At 35.4% G+C, this 24,062-nt stretch carries 33 protein-coding genes; 20 read left to right on the top strand and 13 right to left on the bottom strand.

Features of this window, described 5'->3' with window-relative positions; all coding sequences use genetic code 11:
• Positions 1-5 precede the first annotated feature (5 nt).
• The 7 genes from SOP96_RS09670 to SOP96_RS09640 form a co-directional block, all read right to left on the bottom strand.
• Complete coding sequence (locus tag SOP96_RS09670) at positions 6-1,121, bottom strand: RNA polymerase sigma factor (RefSeq protein WP_326320777.1); 1,116 nt, start codon at positions 1,119-1,121, stop codon at positions 6-8.
• 4 nt (positions 1,122-1,125) lie between these two features.
• Positions 1,126-2,184: a hypothetical protein gene (locus SOP96_RS09665; protein WP_326320776.1), complete on the bottom strand. Its 1,059-nt coding sequence runs from the start codon at positions 2,182-2,184 to the stop codon at positions 1,126-1,128.
• Positions 2,185-2,283: 99 nt separating this feature from the next.
• Complete coding sequence (locus SOP96_RS09660) at positions 2,284-2,712, bottom strand: PaaI family thioesterase (protein ID WP_326320854.1); 429 nt, start codon at positions 2,710-2,712, stop codon at positions 2,284-2,286.
• A 114-nt stretch (positions 2,713-2,826) separates the two neighbouring features.
• Positions 2,827-3,429 carry a 1-acyl-sn-glycerol-3-phosphate acyltransferase gene (locus SOP96_RS09655; protein ID WP_326320775.1) on the bottom strand — a complete coding sequence of 201 codons (603 nt, stop codon included), beginning with the start codon at positions 3,427-3,429 and terminating at the stop codon, positions 2,827-2,829.
• Positions 3,430-3,743: 314 nt separating this feature from the next.
• Complete coding sequence (locus tag SOP96_RS09650) at positions 3,744-5,465, bottom strand: PspC domain-containing protein (protein ID WP_326320774.1); 1,722 nt, start codon at positions 5,463-5,465, stop codon at positions 3,744-3,746.
• Between the two features lie 11 nt (positions 5,466-5,476).
• Positions 5,477-5,806 (bottom strand): PadR family transcriptional regulator, encoded by a 330-nt coding sequence (locus SOP96_RS09645; RefSeq protein WP_029295092.1) that lies wholly within the window; start codon positions 5,804-5,806, stop codon positions 5,477-5,479.
• 791 nt (positions 5,807-6,597) lie between these two features.
• Positions 6,598-7,293, bottom strand: coding sequence for a S24 family peptidase (locus tag SOP96_RS09640; protein WP_326320773.1), 696 nt, complete (start codon positions 7,291-7,293; stop codon positions 6,598-6,600).
• 104 nt (positions 7,294-7,397) lie between these two features.
• Here SOP96_RS09640 and SOP96_RS09635 point away from each other — a divergent pair, with 104 nt between their 5' ends.
• From SOP96_RS09635 to SOP96_RS09570, 14 genes are all read left to right on the top strand, one after another.
• Positions 7,398-7,592 (top strand): hypothetical protein, encoded by a 195-nt coding sequence (locus SOP96_RS09635; RefSeq protein ID WP_326320772.1) that lies wholly within the window; start codon positions 7,398-7,400, stop codon positions 7,590-7,592.
• Between the two features lie 126 nt (positions 7,593-7,718).
• The gene (locus SOP96_RS09630; RefSeq protein WP_326320771.1) at positions 7,719-7,943 is read left to right on the top strand and encodes a hypothetical protein; all 225 of its coding nucleotides are present in this window, start codon (positions 7,719-7,721) and stop codon (positions 7,941-7,943) included.
• 247 nt (positions 7,944-8,190) lie between these two features.
• On the top strand, positions 8,191-10,242 hold the full coding sequence (locus SOP96_RS09625) for a hypothetical protein (protein ID WP_326320770.1): 2,052 nt from the start codon (positions 8,191-8,193) through the stop codon (positions 10,240-10,242).
• The gene (locus SOP96_RS09620) at positions 10,232-11,179 is read left to right on the top strand and encodes an AAA family ATPase (protein WP_326320769.1); all 948 of its coding nucleotides are present in this window, start codon (positions 10,232-10,234) and stop codon (positions 11,177-11,179) included. Before SOP96_RS09625 ends, SOP96_RS09620 begins: the two co-directional genes overlap by 11 nt.
• Positions 11,176-11,793: an ATP-binding protein gene (locus SOP96_RS09615; RefSeq protein ID WP_326320768.1), complete on the top strand. Its 618-nt coding sequence runs from the start codon at positions 11,176-11,178 to the stop codon at positions 11,791-11,793. Before SOP96_RS09620 ends, SOP96_RS09615 begins: the two co-directional genes overlap by 4 nt.
• Positions 11,794-11,803: 10 nt before the next feature.
• Positions 11,804-12,115 (top strand): hypothetical protein, encoded by a 312-nt coding sequence (locus SOP96_RS09610; RefSeq protein ID WP_326320767.1) that lies wholly within the window; start codon positions 11,804-11,806, stop codon positions 12,113-12,115.
• A 121-nt stretch (positions 12,116-12,236) separates the two neighbouring features.
• Positions 12,237-12,476 carry a hypothetical protein gene (locus tag SOP96_RS09605; protein WP_326320766.1) on the top strand — a complete coding sequence of 80 codons (240 nt, stop codon included), beginning with the start codon at positions 12,237-12,239 and terminating at the stop codon, positions 12,474-12,476.
• A gap of 2 nt (positions 12,477-12,478) precedes the next feature.
• Positions 12,479-13,141: a DUF3164 family protein gene (locus tag SOP96_RS09600; RefSeq protein ID WP_326320765.1), complete on the top strand. Its 663-nt coding sequence runs from the start codon at positions 12,479-12,481 to the stop codon at positions 13,139-13,141.
• A 6-nt stretch (positions 13,142-13,147) separates the two neighbouring features.
• Positions 13,148-13,792 carry a hypothetical protein gene (locus SOP96_RS09595; protein WP_326320764.1) on the top strand — a complete coding sequence of 215 codons (645 nt, stop codon included), beginning with the start codon at positions 13,148-13,150 and terminating at the stop codon, positions 13,790-13,792.
• A 12-nt stretch (positions 13,793-13,804) separates the two neighbouring features.
• Positions 13,805-14,500, top strand: a complete 696-nt coding sequence (locus tag SOP96_RS09590) for a DNA methyltransferase (RefSeq protein ID WP_326320763.1) — start codon at positions 13,805-13,807, stop codon at positions 14,498-14,500.
• The gene (locus tag SOP96_RS09585; protein ID WP_326320762.1) at positions 14,501-14,962 is read left to right on the top strand and encodes a hypothetical protein; all 462 of its coding nucleotides are present in this window, start codon (positions 14,501-14,503) and stop codon (positions 14,960-14,962) included.
• A gap of 1 nt (position 14,963) precedes the next feature.
• The gene (locus SOP96_RS09580; RefSeq protein WP_411911985.1) at positions 14,964-15,962 is read left to right on the top strand and encodes a nucleoid-associated protein; all 999 of its coding nucleotides are present in this window, start codon (positions 14,964-14,966) and stop codon (positions 15,960-15,962) included.
• Between the two features lie 93 nt (positions 15,963-16,055).
• Positions 16,056-16,532: a hypothetical protein gene (locus tag SOP96_RS09575; RefSeq protein ID WP_326320761.1), complete on the top strand. Its 477-nt coding sequence runs from the start codon at positions 16,056-16,058 to the stop codon at positions 16,530-16,532.
• 2 nt (positions 16,533-16,534) lie between these two features.
• Positions 16,535-16,759, top strand: a complete 225-nt coding sequence (locus tag SOP96_RS09570; RefSeq protein WP_326320760.1) for a hypothetical protein — start codon at positions 16,535-16,537, stop codon at positions 16,757-16,759.
• Here SOP96_RS09570 and SOP96_RS09565 read toward each other — a convergent pair.
• Positions 16,756-17,136, bottom strand: a complete 381-nt coding sequence (locus SOP96_RS09565) for a hypothetical protein (RefSeq protein ID WP_326320759.1) — start codon at positions 17,134-17,136, stop codon at positions 16,756-16,758. The two genes, SOP96_RS09570 and SOP96_RS09565, sit on opposite strands and share 4 nt — an antisense overlap.
• Positions 17,137-17,170: 34 nt before the next feature.
• Between SOP96_RS09565 and SOP96_RS09560 the strand changes: the two genes are divergently transcribed.
• From SOP96_RS09560 to SOP96_RS09535, 6 genes are all read left to right on the top strand, one after another.
• A complete protein-coding gene (locus tag SOP96_RS09560; RefSeq protein WP_326320758.1) occupies positions 17,171-17,521 on the top strand; it encodes a conserved phage C-terminal domain-containing protein in 351 nt (116 codons plus the stop codon).
• A complete protein-coding gene (locus SOP96_RS09555) occupies positions 17,439-18,212 on the top strand; it encodes a hypothetical protein (protein WP_326320757.1) in 774 nt (257 codons plus the stop codon). The genes SOP96_RS09560 and SOP96_RS09555 overlap by 83 nt, the downstream gene beginning before the upstream one ends.
• A complete protein-coding gene (locus SOP96_RS09550) occupies positions 18,206-18,475 on the top strand; it encodes a hypothetical protein (RefSeq protein ID WP_326320756.1) in 270 nt (89 codons plus the stop codon). The genes SOP96_RS09555 and SOP96_RS09550 overlap by 7 nt, the downstream gene beginning before the upstream one ends.
• 666 nt (positions 18,476-19,141) lie before the next feature.
• Positions 19,142-19,549, top strand: coding sequence for a hypothetical protein (locus tag SOP96_RS09545; protein ID WP_326320755.1), 408 nt, complete (start codon positions 19,142-19,144; stop codon positions 19,547-19,549).
• The gene (locus tag SOP96_RS09540; RefSeq protein WP_326320754.1) at positions 19,485-20,024 is read left to right on the top strand and encodes a hypothetical protein; all 540 of its coding nucleotides are present in this window, start codon (positions 19,485-19,487) and stop codon (positions 20,022-20,024) included. The genes SOP96_RS09545 and SOP96_RS09540 overlap by 65 nt, the downstream gene beginning before the upstream one ends.
• A 23-nt stretch (positions 20,025-20,047) precedes the next feature.
• Positions 20,048-20,239: a hypothetical protein gene (locus tag SOP96_RS09535; RefSeq protein ID WP_326320753.1), complete on the top strand. Its 192-nt coding sequence runs from the start codon at positions 20,048-20,050 to the stop codon at positions 20,237-20,239.
• A gap of 34 nt (positions 20,240-20,273) precedes the next feature.
• On the opposite strand, the gene SOP96_RS09530 is transcribed toward SOP96_RS09535, so the two are convergent.
• From SOP96_RS09530 to SOP96_RS09510, 5 genes are all read right to left on the bottom strand, one after another.
• On the bottom strand, positions 20,274-20,483 hold the full coding sequence (locus tag SOP96_RS09530; RefSeq protein WP_326320752.1) for a hypothetical protein: 210 nt from the start codon (positions 20,481-20,483) through the stop codon (positions 20,274-20,276).
• Positions 20,480-21,805, bottom strand: a complete 1,326-nt coding sequence (locus SOP96_RS09525; RefSeq protein WP_326320751.1) for a phage head morphogenesis protein — start codon at positions 21,803-21,805, stop codon at positions 20,480-20,482. The genes SOP96_RS09530 and SOP96_RS09525 overlap by 4 nt, the downstream gene beginning before the upstream one ends.
• A 74-nt stretch (positions 21,806-21,879) precedes the next feature.
• Positions 21,880-23,124, bottom strand: coding sequence for a phage portal protein family protein (locus SOP96_RS09520; RefSeq protein WP_326320750.1), 1,245 nt, complete (start codon positions 23,122-23,124; stop codon positions 21,880-21,882).
• A 3-nt stretch (positions 23,125-23,127) separates the two neighbouring features.
• Positions 23,128-23,622, bottom strand: coding sequence for a phage virion morphogenesis protein (locus SOP96_RS09515; protein ID WP_326320749.1), 495 nt, complete (start codon positions 23,620-23,622; stop codon positions 23,128-23,130).
• The gene (locus SOP96_RS09510) at positions 23,612-24,040 is read right to left on the bottom strand and encodes a phage protein Gp36 family protein (RefSeq protein WP_326320748.1); all 429 of its coding nucleotides are present in this window, start codon (positions 24,038-24,040) and stop codon (positions 23,612-23,614) included. The genes SOP96_RS09515 and SOP96_RS09510 overlap by 11 nt, the downstream gene beginning before the upstream one ends.
• Positions 24,041-24,062: the final 22 nt, after the last annotated feature.

The following is a 24,062-nucleotide window of genomic DNA, read 5'->3' as shown; positions in this document are numbered from 1 at the left end:
ACTGTTTACTTTTCTATAAATATAGTATCCCTTTTAATAATTTTTTTAACGATAATCACCTTTTGAGAAGTTTCATTCAAAGAATCTTTGTTGATTATGTTCTTATTGCCTTTTTGGATTTCCATAACTTTCTGTTGTTCGGGCTGTTTTTCTGAAGAAGATGCGTTTTGGTCATTCTTCACCGTATTTTCGGATGTATTTTGAACTGATGAGGTTACAGGTACTTTATTCACAGGTGGGTCGGATGCATTATGTATGGAACTTAAAGCCTTCTTTTCATTGCTGTTCACAAATCCGGACGATGAAGAATCTGTGAAATTTTTAACGGATACGTTTCTTTTCTGATATAGTAAAAATACAGAAGTTATCATGATGATAAGAAAAGTAATCCCAATCACCATTTTGTTTTTTAAAGATTTGTTTGAAGACAGGATCATGATGCTGCCGGTTTTTATATCCAAAGGAATCTGCAGTTTTTTGGAAGGAGAGATCCTGAAGTCTGCAAATGTACTCTGGAAAGTCTGTGCCCAAAGCAATCCTCCGAGACCGAAAATAACAAGAACCTGCGCTATTTTGTTTTTCGGCGTATTTTGATTCACACAATTATTCAGCAAATAATTCTGAACTGATTTTTTTGCTCTGAGAAGATGGGATTTTGAAGTATTGACGGTAATTCCTAACAAGCCGGAAATTTCTGCATGTGAATGATTTTCAATAAAGTATAAATTAAAAACAGATTTATGATGAGGTGGTAGACTGTCGATAGACGACAGCAGTTCTTCATGGGTGAAATCGTAAATGAAGATATTTTTATCTTCTAAAATAAGATGATCCATTTCTGATGAGGTATCTGGAATTTCGGAGGGTTCTGTAGAGATAAAGGCATCTTTGCTGTGCTTACGGATATGCTGAAGAGCGTTGTTGACGACAATTTTTTTGAGCCAGGCAAATAGAGCCTTCTCGTCATTCAGCTGATCGTTTTTCTGAATAGCCGTAATGAAACTGTCTTGTACAATATCTTCTGCAGTATAAATATCCGGTATATATCTGCGGCAAATCCCCAAAAGTTTTGGGGATAAACCTGAATAAATTTTGTTCCAGTCCGGCTTTATTTTAGACATAGTTTTAGTTTGCTACAACATAAATTGAATTGAATGTTGATGTATAATTTACAGTTCCGTTTAATGTTCCGTTAATACTCTGCGTTTCCACGCCATTGATAAATACTTTGCCAAAATACGTATTATTTGCCGTGCTGTATTTTATCATATATACATTATTGTCCAGTACAAATAAATCCTGAATAAACGGAAGTGATGAGAAACCGGTACTGACAATGCTGTTGTTTTTAAAGTAATTATTTCCCTGATTATAATACGTTGTATACAAATCGTTGGAGCTTTCATAAGAAGCAATTTTTCCGTAGAACGGTAGCGTTAAGGCGTAATTTCCGATGAATGTTTCTGTATTTGCCGTAATGTTTTTTGAGTAATATTTTGCATTTTTCTGGAATAGAATATGCAATCCGGTATTATTTTTAGCAAAATTGAATACATAATTGGGCTGTCCAAGCGAATTGAATGTGGTGTTTTTAAAATATCCTCTGTCCACATTCTGATTATTGTCCGCAATAAGCGCTGATACGTAAACATCAGAACCATTAATGAAAAGTCCTTCGGCAGATGGAATAAACTGGCTTTGATAAAGCATTGTTTTAACTCCGTTTTTCCAGTAGCAGAGCTCATATCTCTGGTTAGGATTGGCAGGAGAGAGGTTTTCAACATAACCTGCAAAATAAAGATCACCATTGTTTACTGCAAATGCCGTAATATCATTTTGCGCACCGGAAGAAATTCCCAGATATTGTTTGATTTCGGTTTTGGTGCCATTTTTCCAGAAATAATGAACCGATTTAAATGAGGTAGGCGTTACACCCATGCTTGCGGTAACATAAACGTTGTTGTTTTCTTCCTTGATTTCAAGAGGCATAAGGTTTTCTCCACCGGTAAGATCTGTTTTTATATTGTTTTTCCAGTAGCAGGCTTTGCTGTTTTCTCTTCCTGCAATGTAGACATCATAAGACTGTGCAACTGTTTTTTCGGTTTCTTCGTTAATACTGTCGTTACTGCAAGAGCTCATAACGGATAAAACAGATACAAAAAAAGGTAAAAGTAGTTTTTTCATAGAAAATTGTTTTTAAGTTTGTACCTATAAGATGCAGAATTCCAAAAAGGTTGCAGTTAAAAAACAAAAAAGCTCAAATATTTTTTGAGCTTCTGAAATTTATCTGTTGATAATTGTATTTGTCATGGTGGTGTGGCTGATAAGCTGGCCTTTTTCGTCTCTTATTTCAATTTCGGAAACATGCATTGATTTTCCTTTCCGGATGAATCTTGCGACAGCGGTTACCATTCCGTCTTTTTTGCTTCGCAGATGATTGGTATTGATATTGGTTCCCACTCCAAAATATTTTTCACCATCGATAAAAATATTAGACAGGCTTGAACCCATGGTTTCTGCCAGAACACAGCTTGCACCGCCGTGCATAATGCCGAATGGCTGATGAATTCTGGGTAAAACAGGCATTGTTGCCGTTAAGGTTTCATTTTCAACATCGATATCGGTAAATTGAATATCTAAAGTTTTGGCAAACGTTTCGCCACCCCAATCATTGATGAATTGTAATAAATCTTCCTTTTTTTTATCTTTAATATACATGTCTGCTATAAATAATGATGATGAATGATGATTGATTTATATTGTTGTGAATTGTAAATCTGAATAATCCGTGAATAATTATCAATAATTTTGTTAACTTCTAACTTTTTACATCTCACTTCTCACCTCCAAATCATTTCCCATAATATTAGGATTCCAGTTTGCGGGAACTTTGGGAATAATATCGTTTTTAATATAATAATCCTGAATTTCCTTCATGATTTCTGCAAACGGTTCCGATGCTATTCTTTCGTATGGGATGGTATAGCCGAGATAAATAATCTTACGTTTGAAGTCTCCTGCAGCGAGAACGATCGGCACTTTTGCTGCTAATGCCATGTGATAGAACCCTTTTCTCCATTTTGGGACCCAGCTTCTCGTTCCTTCAGGGGTAATAACGAGACTGAAGTCATCCTTCGCAAACTGTTTAGCCACAAAATTAACCAGGTCATTTTTTTGGCTTCTGTCGATCCCAATACCGCCGAGACCTTTAACAAGGCCCCCGTACCAGGCTTTGGTATGAGCATCTTTGATGATTATTTTCAATGGCTTTTCAAGCGACCAGTAAGCAAGGTTTCCCAGGATGTACTCCATATTGTGGGTATGGGGTGCCACCACAAGAATACATCGGTTAAGGCTTTTTGCGTCGCCCTGCAGAACGACTTTCCAGCCCATTAATTTTAATAGTATTTTGCCAAAAAGCTTTCTCATATCTCAATTATAAACAAAAAAGTATAACCAAAGTGGTTATACTTTACAAATATATTGAAATATTATCGCTCTTAAAACAAACCGCTGATTAAATCTACGATTTTCATTACAATTTCTAGTGCCAGTTGTATCATGATTAGTTAATATTTTTTGAGTGTTTTTTGGTTATTATCTTTATCTACACAAATGTAAAGTTTTTTATTTACATAGAGAACTAAATTTTAATTTTTTTTAATTATTGTGAGAGAAGAAGAGTGTGAATTTCAAACGGTTGGGTAATCCATTCACACCTTCTGCCACTCTCTGCAGTTTAGTTATTTAGTTTGTATGGAAATTTCATTTTTACCTTCGTCTACTTTGAAATCGATGTTGGCTCCTTTCATTTTTTTGATGCTGTGCTTCATAGAATCGATCACTTTATCGGCTTGGTTGCTTGGAACTTTCTTTCCGTTTACAATAATGCTGTCTTCATCATCAGAGCTGTACTCAATGGTTGAACCGTTTACCGTGATTTTATTATTTTCGATTTTAATTTTTCCGTCTTCATCTCTTTCCTGATCATTGTCATTAATTCCGTCTGCATTAAGATCGCCGTCGAAATTGATTCCGTCTTTTTTGGCAGGAAGTACCACTGTTTTCAGAGGAAGTACCAGTTCATAGTCGATGCTGTAATTTCTGAATCGGTGCTCGTAAGGATACTTGATGTAGTTCGGAAGAATAATTTTGTTGTCCACAACTTCCACAGGAACATTTACATTGAGAGGAAGATTGTACCCTTTAGCTTCTTTTTTGATGATTAAATATGGCGTTTTAATATCTGCCTTTCTCGTTACATCAACATGAATCCAGTCTTTTTCGTACACTGAAACTTTGTCGGAATAAATATCATCATCGTAGCCTTTATAATTCTGAGGAATGGTAACCTGCTTGTAATCTACATAGATCGTATCAGATTGGGTGTTGATGGAAACCTCTTCCGTATCTTCTTTATGGCCTTTCAGGAACATTTCTTTTTGTGCCATGCTGAACCCGAAATAAGTACCTAAGGAGATCAGTGCAAGAAATAATGCTCCGATTACCCATCCTGTGTTTCTCAGCTTTGTTTTAGGAGAAATGAGTTTAATACTTAATAGGCCGAATAACATGGCAGGCAATAAACTTCCGATGGTAATCATCGCCATGATAACGTATTTCATATTATCATTATCGAAATAGAAGTTCATTTCGCTTACGGGAGGGAAATCGCTGTCGGCTCCCATCAATCCGAATACTACAAATACTCCGATTAAGCATGATAAAGACATGAATGCAAAGATTCCACCTAATATATACCGTACCACATTCCATAATCCGCTTCCCGCGTTGTTAATGTAAGGTTTATTTTCGATATAGATTTCTCCGACCCTCTGAGTAGACTCGTTGGCAAACTGTACCAACTTGTTAGACTCATTCTTAAGATTGTCGAAGTTCATAGGCTTTCCCTTCATTTTCAGGAAATCAGCAGCTGTTTCTGCTTTTGGCAATACCGCCCAAAGGATGATGTATAATAAAACAACCAATGTGGATGATATGGCTGCCGTGAAAATTCCAAGGACGAAAATTCCCAGCCAGATGGCTCTCATGGCAGTTATATCCATTCCAACATAGTGGGCAAGACCTGCGCAAACGCCTGCGATTTTTTGTCTTTCAGGATCACGGAACAACTGTTTTTTATCAGAATATCCGGTTCCGGCATTTCCTGTTTTTTTGGTATTTTTTTCAGAATAATACGCTTCTTCCTGTTCTTCTATGGTTTCAGGGCTTCCGATTTGGGCGATTACTCTTTCCACATCAGAGTCGTTAATTACTTCACGTTTACCCATCGAATCTTTAAAGATTTCAACCATCCTGATTTCTATATCGTGCATTACCTCGTCTGCTTCAGAAGCATCCAGAGAGCTTCTCAGTGCGTTCAGGTAATCGCTGAGCTTTATATATGCGTGTTCTTCAATCGTAAAAGAAAAACCTGCGAGTCCTATTGAGAGTGTTTTGTTCATAGCTTTGTTTTTTAATTTTTTTGAGTAATTTGGTTTACTGAATCTGTTAATTCGTTCCAGGTATTCTGAAGTTCATCTAAGAACAGTTTACCTTTTTCAGTGATCTGGTAATATTTCCTTGGAGGCCCTCCTGTAGATTCTTCCCATCGGTACGAAAGAAACTCGCCGTTTTTTAATCTTGTTAAAAGAGGGTAGAGTGTTCCTTCCACTACATCCAGTTTTCCTTTTTTCAGCTCATCGATTAAGTCGGAAACATACATTTCGCGATGATTGATGAGACTTAAAATACAGAATTCCAGAATTCCTTTTCGCATTTGCGCTTTGGTATTTTCAGTATTCATCTTTAATAAGTTTGTTAATTAGTTATATCAATTTCGAAATTCGGAACCTAGCTAGATGAACCTATTTCGATTTTACATTACAAAGATATGTAAATAAAATGGTATTATGCAATACAAAGTAGTAAAAAAGTTTTGTAAAATTATGTAAACGTCTGAAAATGAGGTTAATTATTTTTATGTGGAATTCTGGGGGAATATAAATTATCTGGAAATCAATCCTGATTTTTGATAATTCTACCATGTAAACTGACAGCTCTCAGCGTAACAAGAGCTTTCTTTTTATGGGCATTAAAACAAAAGGTCAAAAAAAATGCCGAAAAAAAAGACTGAAAAACCCCTATTTATCGTTATTTGCAGAAAAAAACGCCAAAAATCAGAAAATAACAAAAGGTCAATTATCTACATTTTACTACCTATTTACTACCGCTTATCTCTCTATTAAATACCTCATGTAAGCAATCAAATACCATAAAATCATAAAAATGCCCGAAAACTACCATAAACAAATGTTTTCAGGCGTTTTTTTATCTTTTTGAAAGACTGTTTAAACAGTGTTTTTAAGATAATAAAAGAAAACTTTTTTGCAGAGCGTAAAATGTAAAAAAAACATTTGCGGTTAGGTTTGGGGTTAGGTTTGGGGTTAGGTTATCTATGTAAAATAAATGCGATTGATATGCAGAATAATGTATAAAAAGCTAATAAATTGACTAAAATATGTAAATTCAATACCCTATTTTGCAACTATAATAAAGTTTAATTTATTGATTGTAAATGACTTATAACTATCGCTACTAATAAAGGGTGTTGAATCTTATGCTTGCCTTGACCAATGCCAGTGCTTTTATGCTATCCAAAGGAAATTCTACGCTTTGGTGGTGTTGATTATGTGAAATGAATTCTGCATACCCTTCTCTACTTGATTTTTTAAGAAACTTGCAGAAAAAATACTCATCACCGTTATGCACAATATATATAAGATACATTTCGCCCCAGATGATATTGTATTTATCATGAATGGTTTTAAAGGCGACAATATCGCCACTTTTTAGCAATGGATACATAGAATCTCCTCTAATATATAAAGCTCCGTCACATTTTGGAAGATTAGGTATGGTAATATGTTCTATCGGTATGCTTTGCGGGTTATTATTAAAAACTTCAAACACGCCAGCTGTTGCTTCTATATCATATAAAGGAACTGTATTACCGTAATGCGTTTTTGGCTCATCAATTTTAGATTTTTGAAAAGATTCCTGCTTATATTCTTTACTGCTTTTTAACATTTCCCCTTTTCCGGTTAAAAGCCACTCAGGATTAATATCTAAACAATTGTCTAATATTTTAATTAGAACACCTTCTCCTAAATCGGCATTTCTTTTAATTTGGGTACCTATATAGCCATTAGAAAGCTCGATTTTTTTTTCAAATGTGCTATTATTAAGACCCTTAAAATCAATGTATTGCTTTACTCTTTGGATAGCCTTCATAATTATTTTAGAAAAAAGTTTAAATTTTATTTGTTTATTTTAGACAATTGTTTATATATTTGTTAAAACAATGCAACAAAGGTATAATAAAAAATAATAATGTTATGACAATTGAACAGCTAAAAGAAAAAATTGACTATGGAGATTACAATCTTCTCCAAAAAATTTTAAATGTGAAAACCGTTGCAGCTGCAAGAATGAGATTTCTTAGAGGCGATGATGAGGCAATAGATGCAATGAGAAAAATTCAAGAGAATAAAGAGAAATTCATCGAGGAAAATAAAAAACAAGTAAAATGAAAAAGCTTATACATAAAATTTTAAAGCTGAGACGTTCTGTCTCTTTCACCTACGCAGGCAAAACTTTTACAGAAACCTGGATTCTGTTTGGTTTATTCAAATTTTCAATTTCTAAAACTTTATAAGATGGAAAAGGCTATCATTAATCTTCATATTAATAATTTAATCGGGCAACTTTTTGTTGTAAATATTCCTTCTGATCAAAATAAGAATTCAGATCAATCCCTACAACATTTAACTGAAGCGGTGACTGAGGCTGTGGTATCTGCCGTATCAACATCGATAATCTTGAACGATAACGTAAAAGAAACTCCTGAAACAGATTATCCCGAAAATATTGTTCAAAATTAACGCCATCAATAGTTGAATTTGAGAACTCATTTGCTACACTAAAGAGTGTTTTTTCAAAGAAATCATTTTCAAAACAATCAAATTCAAAATTTTCAATCATCCAGAGATTGAATTTAGTTAAATCCATAACCTATATTTTTTGTTAGCACACCAAATATAGTAAAAATCCCGCCACGGCTTTGCGTGGTTTCGACACCACGGCGGGAGCTATTAGAAATTATTAAATAACCGTTAAACATCGTTTAAAATGTATCAATTTCATCATAATACTTTAACGATCCCTGCAAAAGCCTTATATGAAGATTTGGGTATAATATCTGAGTCCAATTACAAGTATTTGTGCAGCAACGGTAAAATCAATAAAGTTGTTACAGCTCGTGGTCTTGGAAATAAGGCTTTAGTAGAATTTGACAGCATTCCGGAAAGATTCAGGGTTCAGATTGTTAAGAAACTCGGATATCCGCCAAAGAGAAACATTCAGAACCTTCTTCTGAACTATTACAAAGATGATTATGAAGCGGTTGATTTCTTCGCTTATTATCTTCTTGACGATTACAGAACGCTTTCTACAGAGAAACAGGACGAATACGTGAAAAATGCCCAGATGTTACAAGCTGTTGAGCAGTACGTGAAAGAAACCGTTTCGTTTGTAAGATCCCGTAACGGAAAAAGAGGTTTAACCGAAATTTGGAAGGATGCAGCAACCGCTGTTGCGGAAGTAAGAGAACAAATCGGTCACAGCCTGCCAAAATCATCAAGACGTTTAAAGGAAAAACTGGAAGAGTTCAAAAAAGATGGTTACGCATCATTGATCTCGGAAAATTTCGGCAATAAAAAAGCGGTAAAAGTAAAAGACAGTACCCAGGAAGCTTTGTTGAGAACTTTACTGAGAGATCATAGGACTTTTGATAATGAACAGATCGCAGTTGTTTATAATGCAGTTGCCAAGATCCAGCAATTCCCGGAGCTTAGCGCTTCAACTATCGGGAACTACCGCAAAAAATGGAATTTACTGGTACTTGCCGGAACAAAAGGCGAAAAAGGCTTTGATAATGCCGTTGCAATGCATGTAAAAAGAAAAGCTCCGTCTGCACCTATGCTTTACTGGACTGTTGACGGATGGGATGCAGAACTCTTGTATCAGAAGTCATCAACCAATCTCAAAGGAAATACTGTTACCACTTACCATAATCGCCTTACAATGGTGGTGGTGCTTGATCCTTCGGTAAAATATCCGGTAGGCTACGCAATAGGAACGCAGGAAAATGCACAATTAATAAAAGCTGCCTTAAGAAATGCCGTGCAGCATACCGAAGAATTGTTCGGAACAAAGCATAAAGTTTTGCAGATACAATCCGACAATTACGCTAAAAAGGAAATGACACCATTTTATGAGTTCGTTTCAGACAAATTTACTCCGGCACAAGTAGGGAATGCAAAATCAAAGGTAATTGAGCCATGGTTTAAGTATTTCAATAAAAGCTACTGCCAGTTTGCGCCCAATTGGAGCGGACAGGGTGTAAAATCCAAAGCACAACCGAATGATGAATATCTGAATAAGATTCGCCATTCTTTCCCCGATCAGGAAGGCTGCATGATGCAACTCATCAGAATGATTGAAATGGAGCGTGAGAAATTGAAGGATGATTACCTACAGGCTTACAGCGAAATGCCCGTTGATGCAAAAAAAATAGTATCAAAAAATGAGTATTTGCTTCATTTCGGTGAGACCACAGGATTTACCAATAAATTAAGCCACAACGGTCTTCATGTTGCCATTAACGGCAGAAAAATGGAGTATGACAGCTTTGATGTGAATTTCCGAATGAATGCGCATTTAGATTGGACGATAAAATTTGATTCCTCAAACCTTGATGAAGTTTTAGCATATAATGAGGAGAAAAACATCAGTTTCATTCTCACCAAAAAGCATGAAAATGCTATGGCACTTTACGACAGACAGGAAAACGATGCTCAGGAACTTCAAAAAATCAGGAATTTTAATAAAGACCTTAAAAATATAGTGCTGGAAACCCAGGCAGAAGATACAAAAATCATCAGCCAGATGTTTATCCAAAATCCGGAGCTTGATAATACACTCGCCAAAATGGTAATCGTAGACAGCAAAGGACAGCACAAAGACCAGCGGAATGCAAAACGGCTGGAAAATGCTCAGAAGCTTATGGAAAAGCAGAACAAAGATGAAGAGCGAATACAGCAGTACAACTGGGAAAAAGAACAGGACGATTACTACGCTAATAAAATTAACCTTGATAAATATTTAACCGATGACGAATAATATAAAAGAAAAAATTCTTGCCGAATTAGAATTGTGGATGGAAGAGCATGGCTATTCTGCCAACGAGTTCGCCGAAAAATCCGGTGTTCCTTCCAGTTATTTGTCTTACATGAGACGAAAGCAGTACTACATCATGGTAGAAAAAAACGAGGTGCCTATTGATGATAAATATTTCAGGCTCATTGCTGAAGCTATCGGGTATAATTACAACAACGAGCTGAAATGGACGGTAAGGCAAACGCCGCAGCTTATGCAGATGCTTTCAATTTTGGAGGATGCTAAAAAATTCGGTTACACAAATATTATCATTGGCGGAACCGGGATCGGGAAAACATTCTGCTCAGATATTTTCGTAAAGCAATCCCCGAAGGAAGTTTTTAAAATCACGGTAGGATCAATGGACACCATCGGTGATCTGATTGACAAACTATGTGAAGCCATGAGACTGAATATTTCAGGTTCCAAGACAAAAAAAATCAATGGAATTATCAAAGAGCTTCAGCGAATGAAAATCAACGGAAGGCAGCCCGCAGTAATTTGGGATGAAGCAGAATATATGAAGCAGGCAACACTGTGCAATGTAAAAGAAATGCATGACCACCTTTTGGGTAAATGCGCCCTGATTCTTATTGGCACCGATCAGCTGAAAACAAAGATTGAAAAGCTGAAAAGTAAAAATTCTCCGGGAATGCCACAGTTTTACCGAAGAGTAAAGTACGGGATAAGAGAATTGAAACCTATTGACACGAGATTTAAAGAGTTTTTAACAGGTATTGAAGATAAAAAGCTGGTGCAGTTTTTACAAAGAGAATGCGAAAATTACGGTGAGCTTCGGGATGCCTTACTTCCTGCAATGCGTGAGGCTGAAAGACTAAACGAACCTTTAACAGAGAATCTTGTAAGAAAAGTCCTTAACCTTCCAAAAACGACAGCATGAGTAAAGCCATATCGTCTACCGACCTGCTCTCAAAAAAATATGATTTGATACAATGGGAAGGCGAATGGTATGACAATTTTGAAGAGCCGGAAGCATCAGGTACATGGTTCATCAGCGGTCAATCGGGAATGGGAAAAACTTCTTTCATGCTTGAACTTGCAAAACAGCTTTCAAATTTTGGTCGGGTTTTATTCAATTCACTGGAAGAAGGTACCTCCAGAACCATGCAGAAAGCATGGAAACGCCATCAGGTTGCAGAAAAAGGAAGAAAAATACAATTGATACAGGAGAAACCGGATGAATTGATTGCAAGGTTGGACAAACGAGAAAGCCCAAAATTCATAATCATAGATAGCTTCCAATACACAGGATTAAATTTTGACCAGTATTTAGCTATTAAAAAGAAATTTCCCAATAAGCTGTTTATCTATAATTCTCAAATGGACGGAAGCAAACCGATGGGAAAAGTTGCTACAAAAATACTCTATGATGCAGATTTAAAGATTTGGGTGGAAGGTTTTAAGGCATTTTCAAAAGGTCGTTACCTCGGAGAATACGCCGCTGAAGGCTTAACGATATGGGAAGAAGGCGCACAAAGATACTGGAACAAATAAACATGAAATCATGAACAAAAATATACTTATAAAAATCCTTCAGCTTGACAGCCTTGTAAATGTTCTCACCTGGTATGAGAGAGTACTCATCCATCAGATTTTAAATGATAAGGAGACATCTGCAACGCAAAAGATAATTGACCTCTACAGCTGGATTGTTGAAGAAAACTGGGAAAGCCCCAAAAGGGAATATCAGCATGACAGGGTTTTACACTTTTATGATCCTGATGCTGAAATGTGGGTTCCCGATGAATATTATTTGAAAATCAATAAAACATACGCACCATGGATAAACCAACTGAAAGCCAACTACAGGAAATGATTGCCGACCTTAAAGAGCAATTGGAGTACACCAGTGACGACACCATCGCAGATGAACTCATCCAAGAAATTAAATACAGAGAAAAACAATTGAGAGATTTAACAATAATAAATAACACATTATGACAGAAGAAAAACCCACTGAACAAACAACAGAAGAAAAAGTAATTGAAATTCTTCAAAACGTAAAAAACCTGATTTTAGATTTTAAAACGCTGCAGCAGAAAAGTATTAGTGAAATCAACAGCAACTACAGCAAATTACAAAGACTGCCTCTTGACGAAATTCAACACTTATATGAGAGCAGCCCGGAAGTAAAAGCTTTACTGGTAGAAATAGACAAAATCGAAAAAGAACTTTAAAAATGACAGCAATAGACATCACCGCATTATCTCCGGAAGAAAAAGAGAAACTGGCAAAGCAGCTCCGGGAAGATACCAAAGCCGCCAAAGCAAAAAGAGAATCAGACCTGAAAAGCTTTAAAGAACTTTCTGCTGAATTTGTTAATCGGCACATTGATCCGCTGGTACATCACCACGAAATTACCGGAATGCTCATTGAAAAACTTTGGAACGATTACAAACCCTTACAGGAACTGAAAAAACAGATTTACGGCATTAAAACCGATACTCAGGACAGCCATACTTCAACATTAGAGGACGGTTCTGCAAGCATCACCATCGGTTACAACGTAACTATCGGCTTTGACGGCACAGAAAGCGCAGGTGTGGAAAAGATAAAAGATTTCCTGAAATCACTTTCCACCGATGAGGAAAATGTAAAGAAATTATCGGCAGCCGTAAACACATTTTTAAAGCCGAATGCAAAAACAGGAATGCTTAACCCGGCAAAAATCATTGAACTTTCAAAGCTTCGTTCTGAGTTCAACGATGAGCGTTTCGATGAAGGTTTAGACATCATTATGAAAGCCCAGCAACGTCGCCAAAACTCAATGTACGTAAGTGGCTGGAAATTCATCGAGGTAAACGAAATGAAGAAAAGACTGGATTTTAGATTTACGATATAAAACATTATGAAAGCATTAATTGCATGTGAATACTCTGGAATAGTAAGGGAAGCTTTCAAGAATAAAGGTTGGGATGCTACTTCTTGTGATTTGCTTCCTACAGAGATTCCAGGAAAACATTATCAAGGAGATGTGTTCGACATTATTAATGATAGTTTCGATTTAATGATTGCATTTCCTCCTTGTACTTTTTTAGCCGTTTCCGCAAACAGACACGTTCCTAATAATCCGGAAAGATGGCAAAAACAAGTTGATGCTTTGAAGTTTGTGTATGAGTTAATGCATGCAAAGATCAATCATATTGCAATTGAGAATCCCGTTGGTGTAATTTCAAGTTTTATAAGAAAGCCTGATCAGATTATACACCCGTACTATTTCGGAGACAATATTCCAAAGAAAACATGCCTTTGGCTTAAAGATCTACCCTTATTAAAATATTCTTTAGAAGATAACTTATTTGAAATCAGAACATCTGTTGAACCTGAATTTATAGAGTATAACAGTTCAAAAACAAAATCAGGAAAAAGCAAATATTCTGTTTTTGGGAAATTAGGAAAAGGAAGAGGTAAAGAGAGGTCAAAATTCCATCAAGGAATTGCCAATGCAATGGCTGAACAATGGACACAATATATTTTAAACAAAAAGATATGAAATGTAAATGTTATGAGAATAACAGATCTGCTTAATATTACGCATGAGGATAATATGTTATTGATGTCTCGTTATCCCGACAAATATTTTGATTTAGCAATAGTAGATCCACCGTATGGAATTAACGCTCCAAATATGAAGATGGGAGAAAACAAGGGTTATCTATCAACAGCTTCAAAATTAAAAGGTAGATTAAATTCAGGAGGCGGAAAGTTAAAAAATAGAATATTGAATAAGTCAGAAATAGATTGGGATGATGAGGTGCCAAACGAAGATTATTTTAAGGAGCTATTCAGAGTTTCAAAAAATCAAATTATTTGGGGTGGTAATTATTTTCCGCTACCACCCACAAGAGGTATAATATTTTGGGACAAACTTCAACCATGGGAAAATTTTTCTCAATTCGAGCTTGCTTGGAGTTCTTTTGATAAACCTGCTGCAAAAGTTACAATAAGTACAACAGGTGGAGCAAATAAAGAAAAGAAAATTCATCCCACACAAAAACCTGTTGAACTTTACAAATGGCTTTTAAATAAATATGCTCAGTCTGGAGATAAAATTTTAGATACTCATCTTGGTAGCGCTTCTATTGCAATTGCTTGCCACGATTACAATTTTGAACTAACAGCTTGTGAGAAAAAGGAAAGTTATTTCAAAGATTCAATTCAACGGATTAATGCTCATACCCAACAATTAAAATTATTTTAAATGACAGCTAAACAACAGTTAAAAGACCTTTTTGCCGACCGTGATCCCGTTCAGGTCGCAATAGAAATCAACGGTTTTACAGGTTTCAGAACCACCGTGATAGAAGAAATGACAGAGCAGGAAGCGATAAAGCTGCTTTCCATTCACGCACCGAAACCGAAAACGGTGGAAGAGCAAAACAACGAGCTTCGCAATGATCTTATCCGAAATGGCTGGATTTCCAAAATCCTGAAAATTGCGGAAGAAACCAAAATTAAGGAGCCGGGAAGTTTCCACAAATTCAATGATTGGATGTATAAATCATCAGTCTTTAAAAAGCATTTAAACGCCCATACAATTGAGGAACTTCAGAAAGTGCATCAACAGCTCCACGCTGTAAAAACTAACAACGCACGAAGCGCAAAAAAGCCTTTAACGAAAGCATGGTGGGATAAAGGAGTAAATAACATAAAACTTAATTAATATGAAAATAGCATTACACATCATCGGAAATAAAATACTTGGCGAAGGTGCCGGATTCTCTGATGAAGAATTAACAATTAGCGAAGAAACTCAGGAACTTTTGCATAACTATTTTTTAGGTTCTTTTAAATCTGAAGAAACGTATCAGTTTTACAGCGATTCTTATTTAGAAAATAATATTGCTTATAAGGTAGTTTCGGAAATGTTTCGAGAACAATCCTTATTCATTGATAACTCAAGGAACTTAGGAAGATTACTTTATGATGCTGCCGAAAATCCGAGGATTCAAGGTGGCGAATTATTCGTCGTTTATTTCGAGGCAGAAGATGAAAGCGAAGTCGATAAAATCGGAATTTTTAAAACCGAAAAAAGAGAACCTTTTTTAAAAATATTACCTGCTAATAATGAACCTATTGAAGTAGACAAGGGCGTGAGTTTAGCCAAAATCGACAAAGCGGCTTTGATTTTTAATAAGGATAAAGAAACAGGATATGTCTTGCAAGTTGTGGATAACAACAAAAACGGAGATATGTACTATTGGTTTGAAGACTTTTTAAAAGTGAGACAACGTGAAGATGATTATTTCCATACATCTGAATCTTTAACAATTTTCAAAGATTATGTAAAAAAACAGCTTCCTGTTGAATTTGAAGTATCGAAAGCAGATCAGGCGGATTTTTTAAATAAATCAATCAATTTCTTTAAGGAAAAAGAGGAATTTAAACTCGAAGAATTTACGCATGAAGTTTTTGAAGACAAAGCCGTAATTGAAAGTTTTAACAACTTTAAAACCGATTACGAACAGGATATGCAGGTAAATGTAGCTGAGGAATTTCCGATTAATACATCAGCCGTAAAAAAGTCTCAGAAGCATTTTAAAAGCATTATTAAACTTGATAAAAACTTTCATCTGTACATTCATGGAGATAGAAAAATGCTTGAGAGCGGAACGGACGAAAAAGGAAATTTCTACAAAGTTTATTTTGAAAAGGAATCTTAATGCTCAAAAAAAGAAAAACACCGCTTTCCGCTCTATTTCCGGAGCGGGAAGCTTTGAGAAACAAACCGCTTGTCAAACCAAAAACTCAAAACAATGATCCTGTCATTCAAAACAAAAATAAACGGTAAGCCGACTTATTTTCCTGAAAAAATATGGTCAGGTTTGGGAGATGTTTGTAATAAATATAATTACTGTATTGATGAATTTCATACTGGATTAATGAATGTCGGATTTGATGATCAAAGAGATCATAAGCCAAAACTCCACACCATCCGAAAAGACGATAAAAACCGATGGAAGCCGGGTATGATGATTGATTTTTTTATCAATGCACGGCAGAAAGATATGTTTCGCTTTGCTCCGAGGATTCCGGTTGTTTCAATTCAGTATATTGGAATATTGCATTATCGTGATAATTCAGAAGTTAACATTGATGGCAGATATTTATTTCCAAGTGAGGTGGAAAAATTGGCTAAAAATGATGGTTTTGAAAGTGTTGATGACTTCTTTCAATATTTTAATGAAGACTACAACGGAATAATCATCCACTGGACAAATTTAAAGTATTAAACATGACAACAATATCCATCATCCCGATATCGGGAATCGCAATTGATAAAGTGGTAATGATTGAAAACCACTCTTATCAATATAAAGGTCAGAAAACGGTAAGAAGGCAGGGCATCAAAAAAACAGTTTACTTTTTTAAAGGGGTAAGTACATCCGTTGATAAAGAGTTTTATGTTACAAAAGCTCCTACTTTCAGATTGGAGCATAATGTTTTAAAAATGAATTAATCTTTATAGTATGTCCTAACTGTATAATAAAGAACTATTATGGCATTTATAGCAACAGCGATTATTTTTGTTACATTCCAAAATTTGACTAATCTCTTTTTACAAATGCTTTTTTTATATGGCTTATTATGGTTTTCTAAAAGGGCAAAAATACCGTCAATAGAAATATAATAAACTTTTCGACTGGACATTTTCAACTCTTGTACTTTGAAATAAGCGAAATTGTCTCTACAGAGTTTTTCAAGAGCCGGTTTCAAGTAACGGTCAAATTCCTCATAAGAAAAATAGCTGGGACAGTCTTTTGTAAAACTGTATCCTGCATCACCCTGATCTTTTAAAAAAATCAAAACTTTATCAAGAAAGTCAATTGTAATCATAATAGTCTAATATAGTAATAATTAATCAAAATATATGGAAGAAACCGAAATATTAAGCTTCCTCAACGAAGTTACAGGCTCGAAGTTCCGGGAGATCAAAAGTAACCTTTCAAAAATTACGGCTCTCCTAAAACAGAACTTCACCAAAGAGCAGATTATAGAAGTGATCCAACTGAAAGTTATTCAGTGGAAAAATAACCCTAAAATGTCAATGTATCTAAGACCATCAACTTTGTTTTTAGAAAGCAATTTTGAAAATTACATCAACGAAGTTGAAAGAATAAAGCAAAACCCGAAACTATATGCCGAATACTTCAAAACAATTAACAACATCAAGACCAGCGCAGCAGACGACGTTGATGATCTTAAAGCAATGTTCGGGTAATGCAGCATTTAATGAGATTTCAAAGCTGGAGCAGTCGCTCACCGTAAAAGACAGCATCAAATACGGTGAGCTGATTGTCTCACAAGGCTCAAAAGTAGAAGTAATACGAGAGATCATCAAAATAGTAGAATTTTATCTGGAAGTTACCGGGAAAAAGCTTGAAGTCTATCAAACCCGCACGTTGGCAGGTGATCTTTACGATAAATTTAAAACCGATACCGTAGAAGATTTGATATTGATGTTTAAGATGATCCGCACCGGAGATTTGGGAAAACCACCATACACTGACAATTTTCACGAAAAAATAATGTCATACGTGCCGTTGTTTCTTGATTTCAAAAGTAGGGAAAGGGAAAGGCTGATCGAACTGAAAAAACGCAAAATTAAAGCTCAGGAAAGACCACCCGAACCGCAAACCATGTCAGAAGAGGCATATCAAAAGTTTACGGAACTTCAAAGCAGGCTTTCAAATCCTGTCAACAAAAACAAACAGATTTTCAGTATAAAAAGCGTTTTGGCATCTGTTGATAATTACATTGAGAACCTCCCGGAGACCTGCAAAAAACTCTCCGCAAAAGATTTGAATTACGAAATCATCCGCACGCAGTACAACAACAAAACTGCATACAATATTTTACTTGAAGAGCAGCAGCGCCGGAAAGATGAAAAGAAAAAAAATAAAAGATGCTAAAAATAACAGAAAACGAAAAAACAATACAAATGAAAATTGAAATGACAATTCCACAGTCGCAGATTTTTGAATTTCTGCAAAAAAAAGGATATGAGGTTAAAAGCTGGCTTTGGCAGTTTACCGATGAAACTTTTCCGGGTGGAGTTACTGCCCATGAAGTCTGGACATTTACTGCTACAAAAATAGGTGAATTTCAATGTGAAGATACTATCTATACAAAAGTGCTTGATAAGGAGGTGAAGCGACTATTAAATCTTAAGTAAATATACACATGCTGTTATGTATAATGTTAACTATTTTTTTACACATTTTAACATATATTATATTGCAACGTATCAAAAAAGTACTAAATTTGTTTCGTTGTAGAAACACAGCGAAAAACAAAAACCACCTCAAAGAGGTGGAAATTGTAAGATTACCAGAACATATCAATTAACTCTTTTAAAATTTTTGCTAATTGAACAACTGGTCTCAATATCTTAACAATTTTTTTTAAAAACTCTGTCATAGTTTTTAAATTTAGATTGTTAAACATTAAAAAGCCTTAGATGATAGTTCTGCTAAATGTATCGTCTTTGGCTTTTATTTTATCAAAGATACAAAATGAATTTCCGACTTGCGATAGCAAAACACTAAATGGTTGATATTTAACCTCGGAAGTTTTCCACAATTATTTTAAACACCCTTCAATACTGGCTTATATTCAAATTTCCTTATAAAATAACAATTATTTACGCATATTAGTTAAACGATAAGTAAAAATTATTTCACAATATTCTGATAATCATATAAATGTAAATTAAACGATGTATTGTTAAAAAATAACAAAAATATTGAGAATTACTAATATCCGTAATACTTTGACAATAATTGTTAGTAATTTTTTATATCGTTTTAAGTGTTAGTAATTCAAAATATTTTACGAAAGATTGAATCTGTTATACGGAATTTTTTTTTTTGCATCTGGTTTTTTTGTACATTTGATTGTGAATTATAAGTATTATATTCAAGAACTTGAAAGACATCAAAATACAACTGATAGATGGATGCATATTCAGCTTGGCAATATTATTATTGCCGTAGGAAAACAAACGAAAATTGAAACCTTAAAAAATGAATTAAGAGTAATTTATAGAAGTTTTAAAAAGCTTAATAATCCGTACAGTTTGAGAGATGGTTCAGTCACAGACAAAAAATCTCTTGAGGCTATTCAGGAGATTATTATAAAAATGATAGATTTACTTAACGATTATTACGGAAATTTTAAAATGTATGAAAAAAAAAATAACCTGTTTAGTTTTATTCTTTTCTTTTTTTGCTTTTGGACAGAAAGTTGAAAAAGATTCTATAACCGAAAAAGGAAGATTTGTTTTATTTAGAGCTGGTGATAATAAAATTACTTTAAATTCTTTAAAACCAATCAATGAGTTTAAAGAAATTGAGGGCATATTAACAACGGATAGTGAACCGTATTTAGGAATAAAGTTTTATCCTTATAATGTCAATTCAGAAGTAGTCTTACAAGATTTAAAAAATCACCCGGATTTTGATAAAGAGTTTCCCAATTCGACTATTTCATTTGAAGGGATTTATAATATTACCTCACATAAAACATTTGTTGATTCTAAAAAAAGAAATGTTTATAATAAAACAAAAATCCTTGCAATAAACGGCGGATTATTATACCTCTTTTTTAACACAGTATTGGATAACGGTAATGTTGAAGATGCAAACAAAAAGATTTCAGAGTTTTTAAAGTACTTTTCTATTCACGAAAATTATTTTGCCGTAAACACCAACTTGCAAAATTAAAAACGTCTTTTTACATTTGCTGTATGACCAGAAAAGAGCGCATACAGCTGCGAAACGATAAAGTACGAAAGTATTTTGCGGAATTAGAAAAAAAGCATCCACAATGGAAGCTTTCGGCTCTTTTGGAAGATACGGCGCATCAGTTTCCTCCTATTTCTCCGGCTACAGTATCGGCAATTTTAAAGTATTCAGGAAGCTATGCAGATGATATTTAAAAAGCGTTTAAAGAATTTTTAAACGCTTTTTAAATTATTTCATTTTTATCATGTCGAATGTGATATCATCCCATTGTATATTCTCTAAACCAGAATCATCAATGTAAATCTTCATTCCTTTTTCTTCAGCATCACCAATTAACTTTTCAAACACCTTTTTGCTTTCAATAAACCTTGTTGCAATGGTAAAAAGCACTTGATAATATTCACTGTCATCAATATATTTTTCGATTAATTCTATCATGGTAAAAGTTTATCTATTAAACTGATCATATCATTGTGCAAATCTTTATCAACTTTCTCAATAAAAGAGTTTCCACAATACTTGCTTTCAAAACAATGTGCTAAAAACTCACGTTCTGCGGCTGTTTTACGAGCAAAATAAGCCTTACTGTGTCCTGATCCGAATTTAGAATTTAAAGACATTAAAACATCGTCTGCCGCTAATACCTGTTGATGAAAATCTAAATCACCATTATCTAAACTTTTCTTTGCGAAGAATTTGGTTCTTTGATTAAACTGTCTATAAAAATCATTCTTTCGTTCTGAGTATTTTTTGCGGTATTTATCCATAATTTCTTTTACTAATGGATTATTATGCAAATCATTCTGAACGTCAATTGCGTGACCTATCTCATGGTAAAAAATAGCTCTTCTTTTCCAGTCACCTTCTTTTATATTATGATCATTGATGTTTAGCTTTTTCCAGAAATTATCATAAGCAGAACCTTTCCTGTTATCATTTGTTATTACAAAATTATTTTCTTTCAGATTAGACAAAAATTCTCTATCCACAACAACTCCAAACTTTTTTTCCATTGATTCAAGACCGTCCGGAATTATTGTTTTTTTTGTAAATTTCTCCAAATTTTCTAAAACTTCCTTCTTTTCTTTTTTGCTTAAATTTTCCTCATAGGCTGAACCTGAGAAAACTTTTCCAGTTTTTCCTGGATTATTTTCAAATTCTAATTTAGTCTGAAATCCTCCCGGAATATCTGTAGGTTCTTCATCGGTCTGCTCTATTCCACAACGGCAGCCCCAATCTAATGGCGGTGTGTGCGTATTCCAAAACGGATCATTAAAAGGTCGGATAACGCCGTCTAAAACTTTATGCTCAGGGCGTACTCTCGCATCGTTTACGGTAACTAATTTAAGATTCGGGTATAAATCTGTATTCTGCTCAAATTCTTTCCATTTTTGCGCCATGTTAGCGTTGGCAACCGTTTGGTTATATTCCGCCTCCAGCCATCTTCCGTTATAATCTCCGGAAAGCTTAAAAGCTTCTTTTTTAAATTCAGACCAAGGTACGAAGCGATCACCTTCCGTCATCAGGTTTTCCAAATCCTTACGGAAGGAAGTTTCTTTGAACGCCGAAAATTGTGCAATATTTTTCTTTAGTGAATTGGCAAGCTCTTTATCATAAAATTCAATATTCGGGCTATATCCAACATCTACGCCTTTAGATAGTTTGTCATTGTAATATTCCCATAGCTTTTGACGATTGACAAAAGAAACATTCTTTTCATTGAACATTTCTTCGATGTAATCTTCAATCAGCCTGCTCAAGCTAAAATCGGCCGTCAGCTTTACTGCTTCATGGCCTCCACAGCATTTGCTGCGGTAATTGAGCTGGAGCAGGCTTAGCCTTTTTTTGGCTCTTCCGTAGTTTTCTCGCTTCCTGCATCCATCTTTTGCGAAGGCATGGCTTCAATTTCCGAACCGTACACTTCCTCAATATAAGACTGCTTCAGCACATAACCGCCCTGTAAAAGAACCTGATCTATCTTGATTTGTTCTTTGGTGTCTTTCGTCTGGGCTATTGCTATTTTGTACCCTTCCGGAATTTTATACCCAAAAAAGCGCATCGCCGGAACTACCTTATCATTCAGTATGGAAAGCATCTTTTTTTCATCGGCGTAAATAAGTTCGCTCAGTGTATTTTCATGCACGTTTCCCTGCGCTTTGGAAGCTCCGTTTTCGGTGGTCATGGTTTGATGCAGAATGAGCATTGACAGTTCCGCACGCAAAGCCTGCAATTTCTGATAAAAAACCTGAAAGGCATCACCTTTGGAATTTTCTTTGATCTCAACTTCGGTACCCAATGGGAAAACTCCATAAGCTGCGGAACCCATTTCTTCCAGCCATCCTGCGACTTCATTTTTCACGGTTTCGCTTTGGCTGGCAACTTTGGCAATTCTAATCGGAACGCCGAAAAGTTCTTCAAATTCGTCCCAGCTTCCCCACGAATGGCGTTTCAAAATAGTATAAGGTGCCGCCTTTTCCAGAAGTCCGACTGCATCGTACATTTGTACTTCGATTAAAAAAGGCTCAAAATCTTTGTAAGCAATGCCTTTATCACTCGTTACATCGGGAACAAACAAACCTTTTTCAGGTATGATATGCGCTCTGTCGAGTAATTCAACCGACTGGATCTCGTTTTTCAGAAGATCCTTAAACCACACAACGCCTGTACCGAAATAAACGGTTTCGTGAGCGTACTGAATAAGATTTTCAAACCATGATTTATCTTTAATAAAAGCCGTGCAGGTATCATCTTTTTTACCTTCAGCATTGACGAAGATATAATCTTTATTGGTGGTTCTGAAAGTTCGGTTTTGGGTTATTCCGGTAAGCTGTCCGTCCAGCATAATATCCTGATATACTTCCTGCAAAAGATAATTTTGCGGAAATTCTAAAGAATATCGTATTTGCCTTGCTCGTTGCCAGTCGTTGATCTCTTTACGCCAAAGTCTGCGGTGCTGCTTCACAACATCCAGCATTAGCTTGGTTACTTTATTAACGTCCCTGCTGTCTTTGGCAGAAAGTTTTACCGGCTTATATAGTAGATTTCCCGAAAGGTCTGTTGTATTTTGAGTGAATTTCATATTCTATGGTCTGAAGAGTTGATCTAATGTTCTTTTAATTTTATCCTGAATTTTGCGGTCTAAATAGGCAGATTTTCCCATAAACTGGCGTTTCGGGATATTACCGTCCCCTTCGTTGTGATAGCCTGCATAATCTTTGTAGGTGTAGAAAACAACAGCCAGCTTTTCCCGCCTTGTATGGAAAGAATTTCGCAGTTTGTTTCCGCCTGTATTATGTCCTGTTAAAATGGCTCTTCCGATCTCTTTTTGCCCGAATCGGGTAAGTTCTCCAACGCTTCCCCGGCGGTTGGTTCTGTACCGCATTTTATCACGTCCGTTGCTGTCGGTAGTTTTTCTTTCCTGCCACTTTTTAAGGCTTCCATCTGTAAAACCCTGATCCCGGAAGTTTTTGTTGATGAAATTTTTCCCTTCCACTTCAATGATCCGCAAAGCCTGATCAGGAATCTTTACGGCAGCGGCTAACATCAGGTTTCTAAGGTCATCTAAATTACCAGCCATTGGTATAGTTTTTTCGTCTGCCTAATTTCATAAAAGGCACTTCTGTATCTGGAATGCCGTCACCATTAGTATCTACCTTTTTAGGAGGTAAATCTGCCTTTCTTTTTCCTGTGGAAACCTCTTCCAGCCACTTCATGGCTTCGTCATAATCTGAGCCATCCAAAACGCCCTGCTTCCGTCTCTTTTGGATTTTGTAAAAAACCAAATCCTTTAGATAGTTGAGTACCGTTCTCGAACGTTCTGCGCCTTCCGCTTCAAAAATAGCGGTGATGTCGTAGTATGAACCGAGATTGGTTTTCATTAAATCAATCATATCGGCGATGATTTCATTAATTGCATCGTCTTCCGTGCCTTTTAAAATATTGATAAAAGATTCCGGAGCTTCTGTATTGAGTTCTTGTATGCTGAGAAATGGCATAATTATAATTTTTATGATGTCT

It is taken from the genome of Chryseobacterium salviniae (assembly GCF_035819015.1).
GTDB classification, from domain to species: domain Bacteria; phylum Bacteroidota; class Bacteroidia; order Flavobacteriales; family Weeksellaceae; genus Chryseobacterium; species Chryseobacterium salviniae.
The sequence above is the reverse complement of the archived record's forward strand: the minus strand, read 5'-3'. Positions and strand labels throughout refer to the sequence as shown.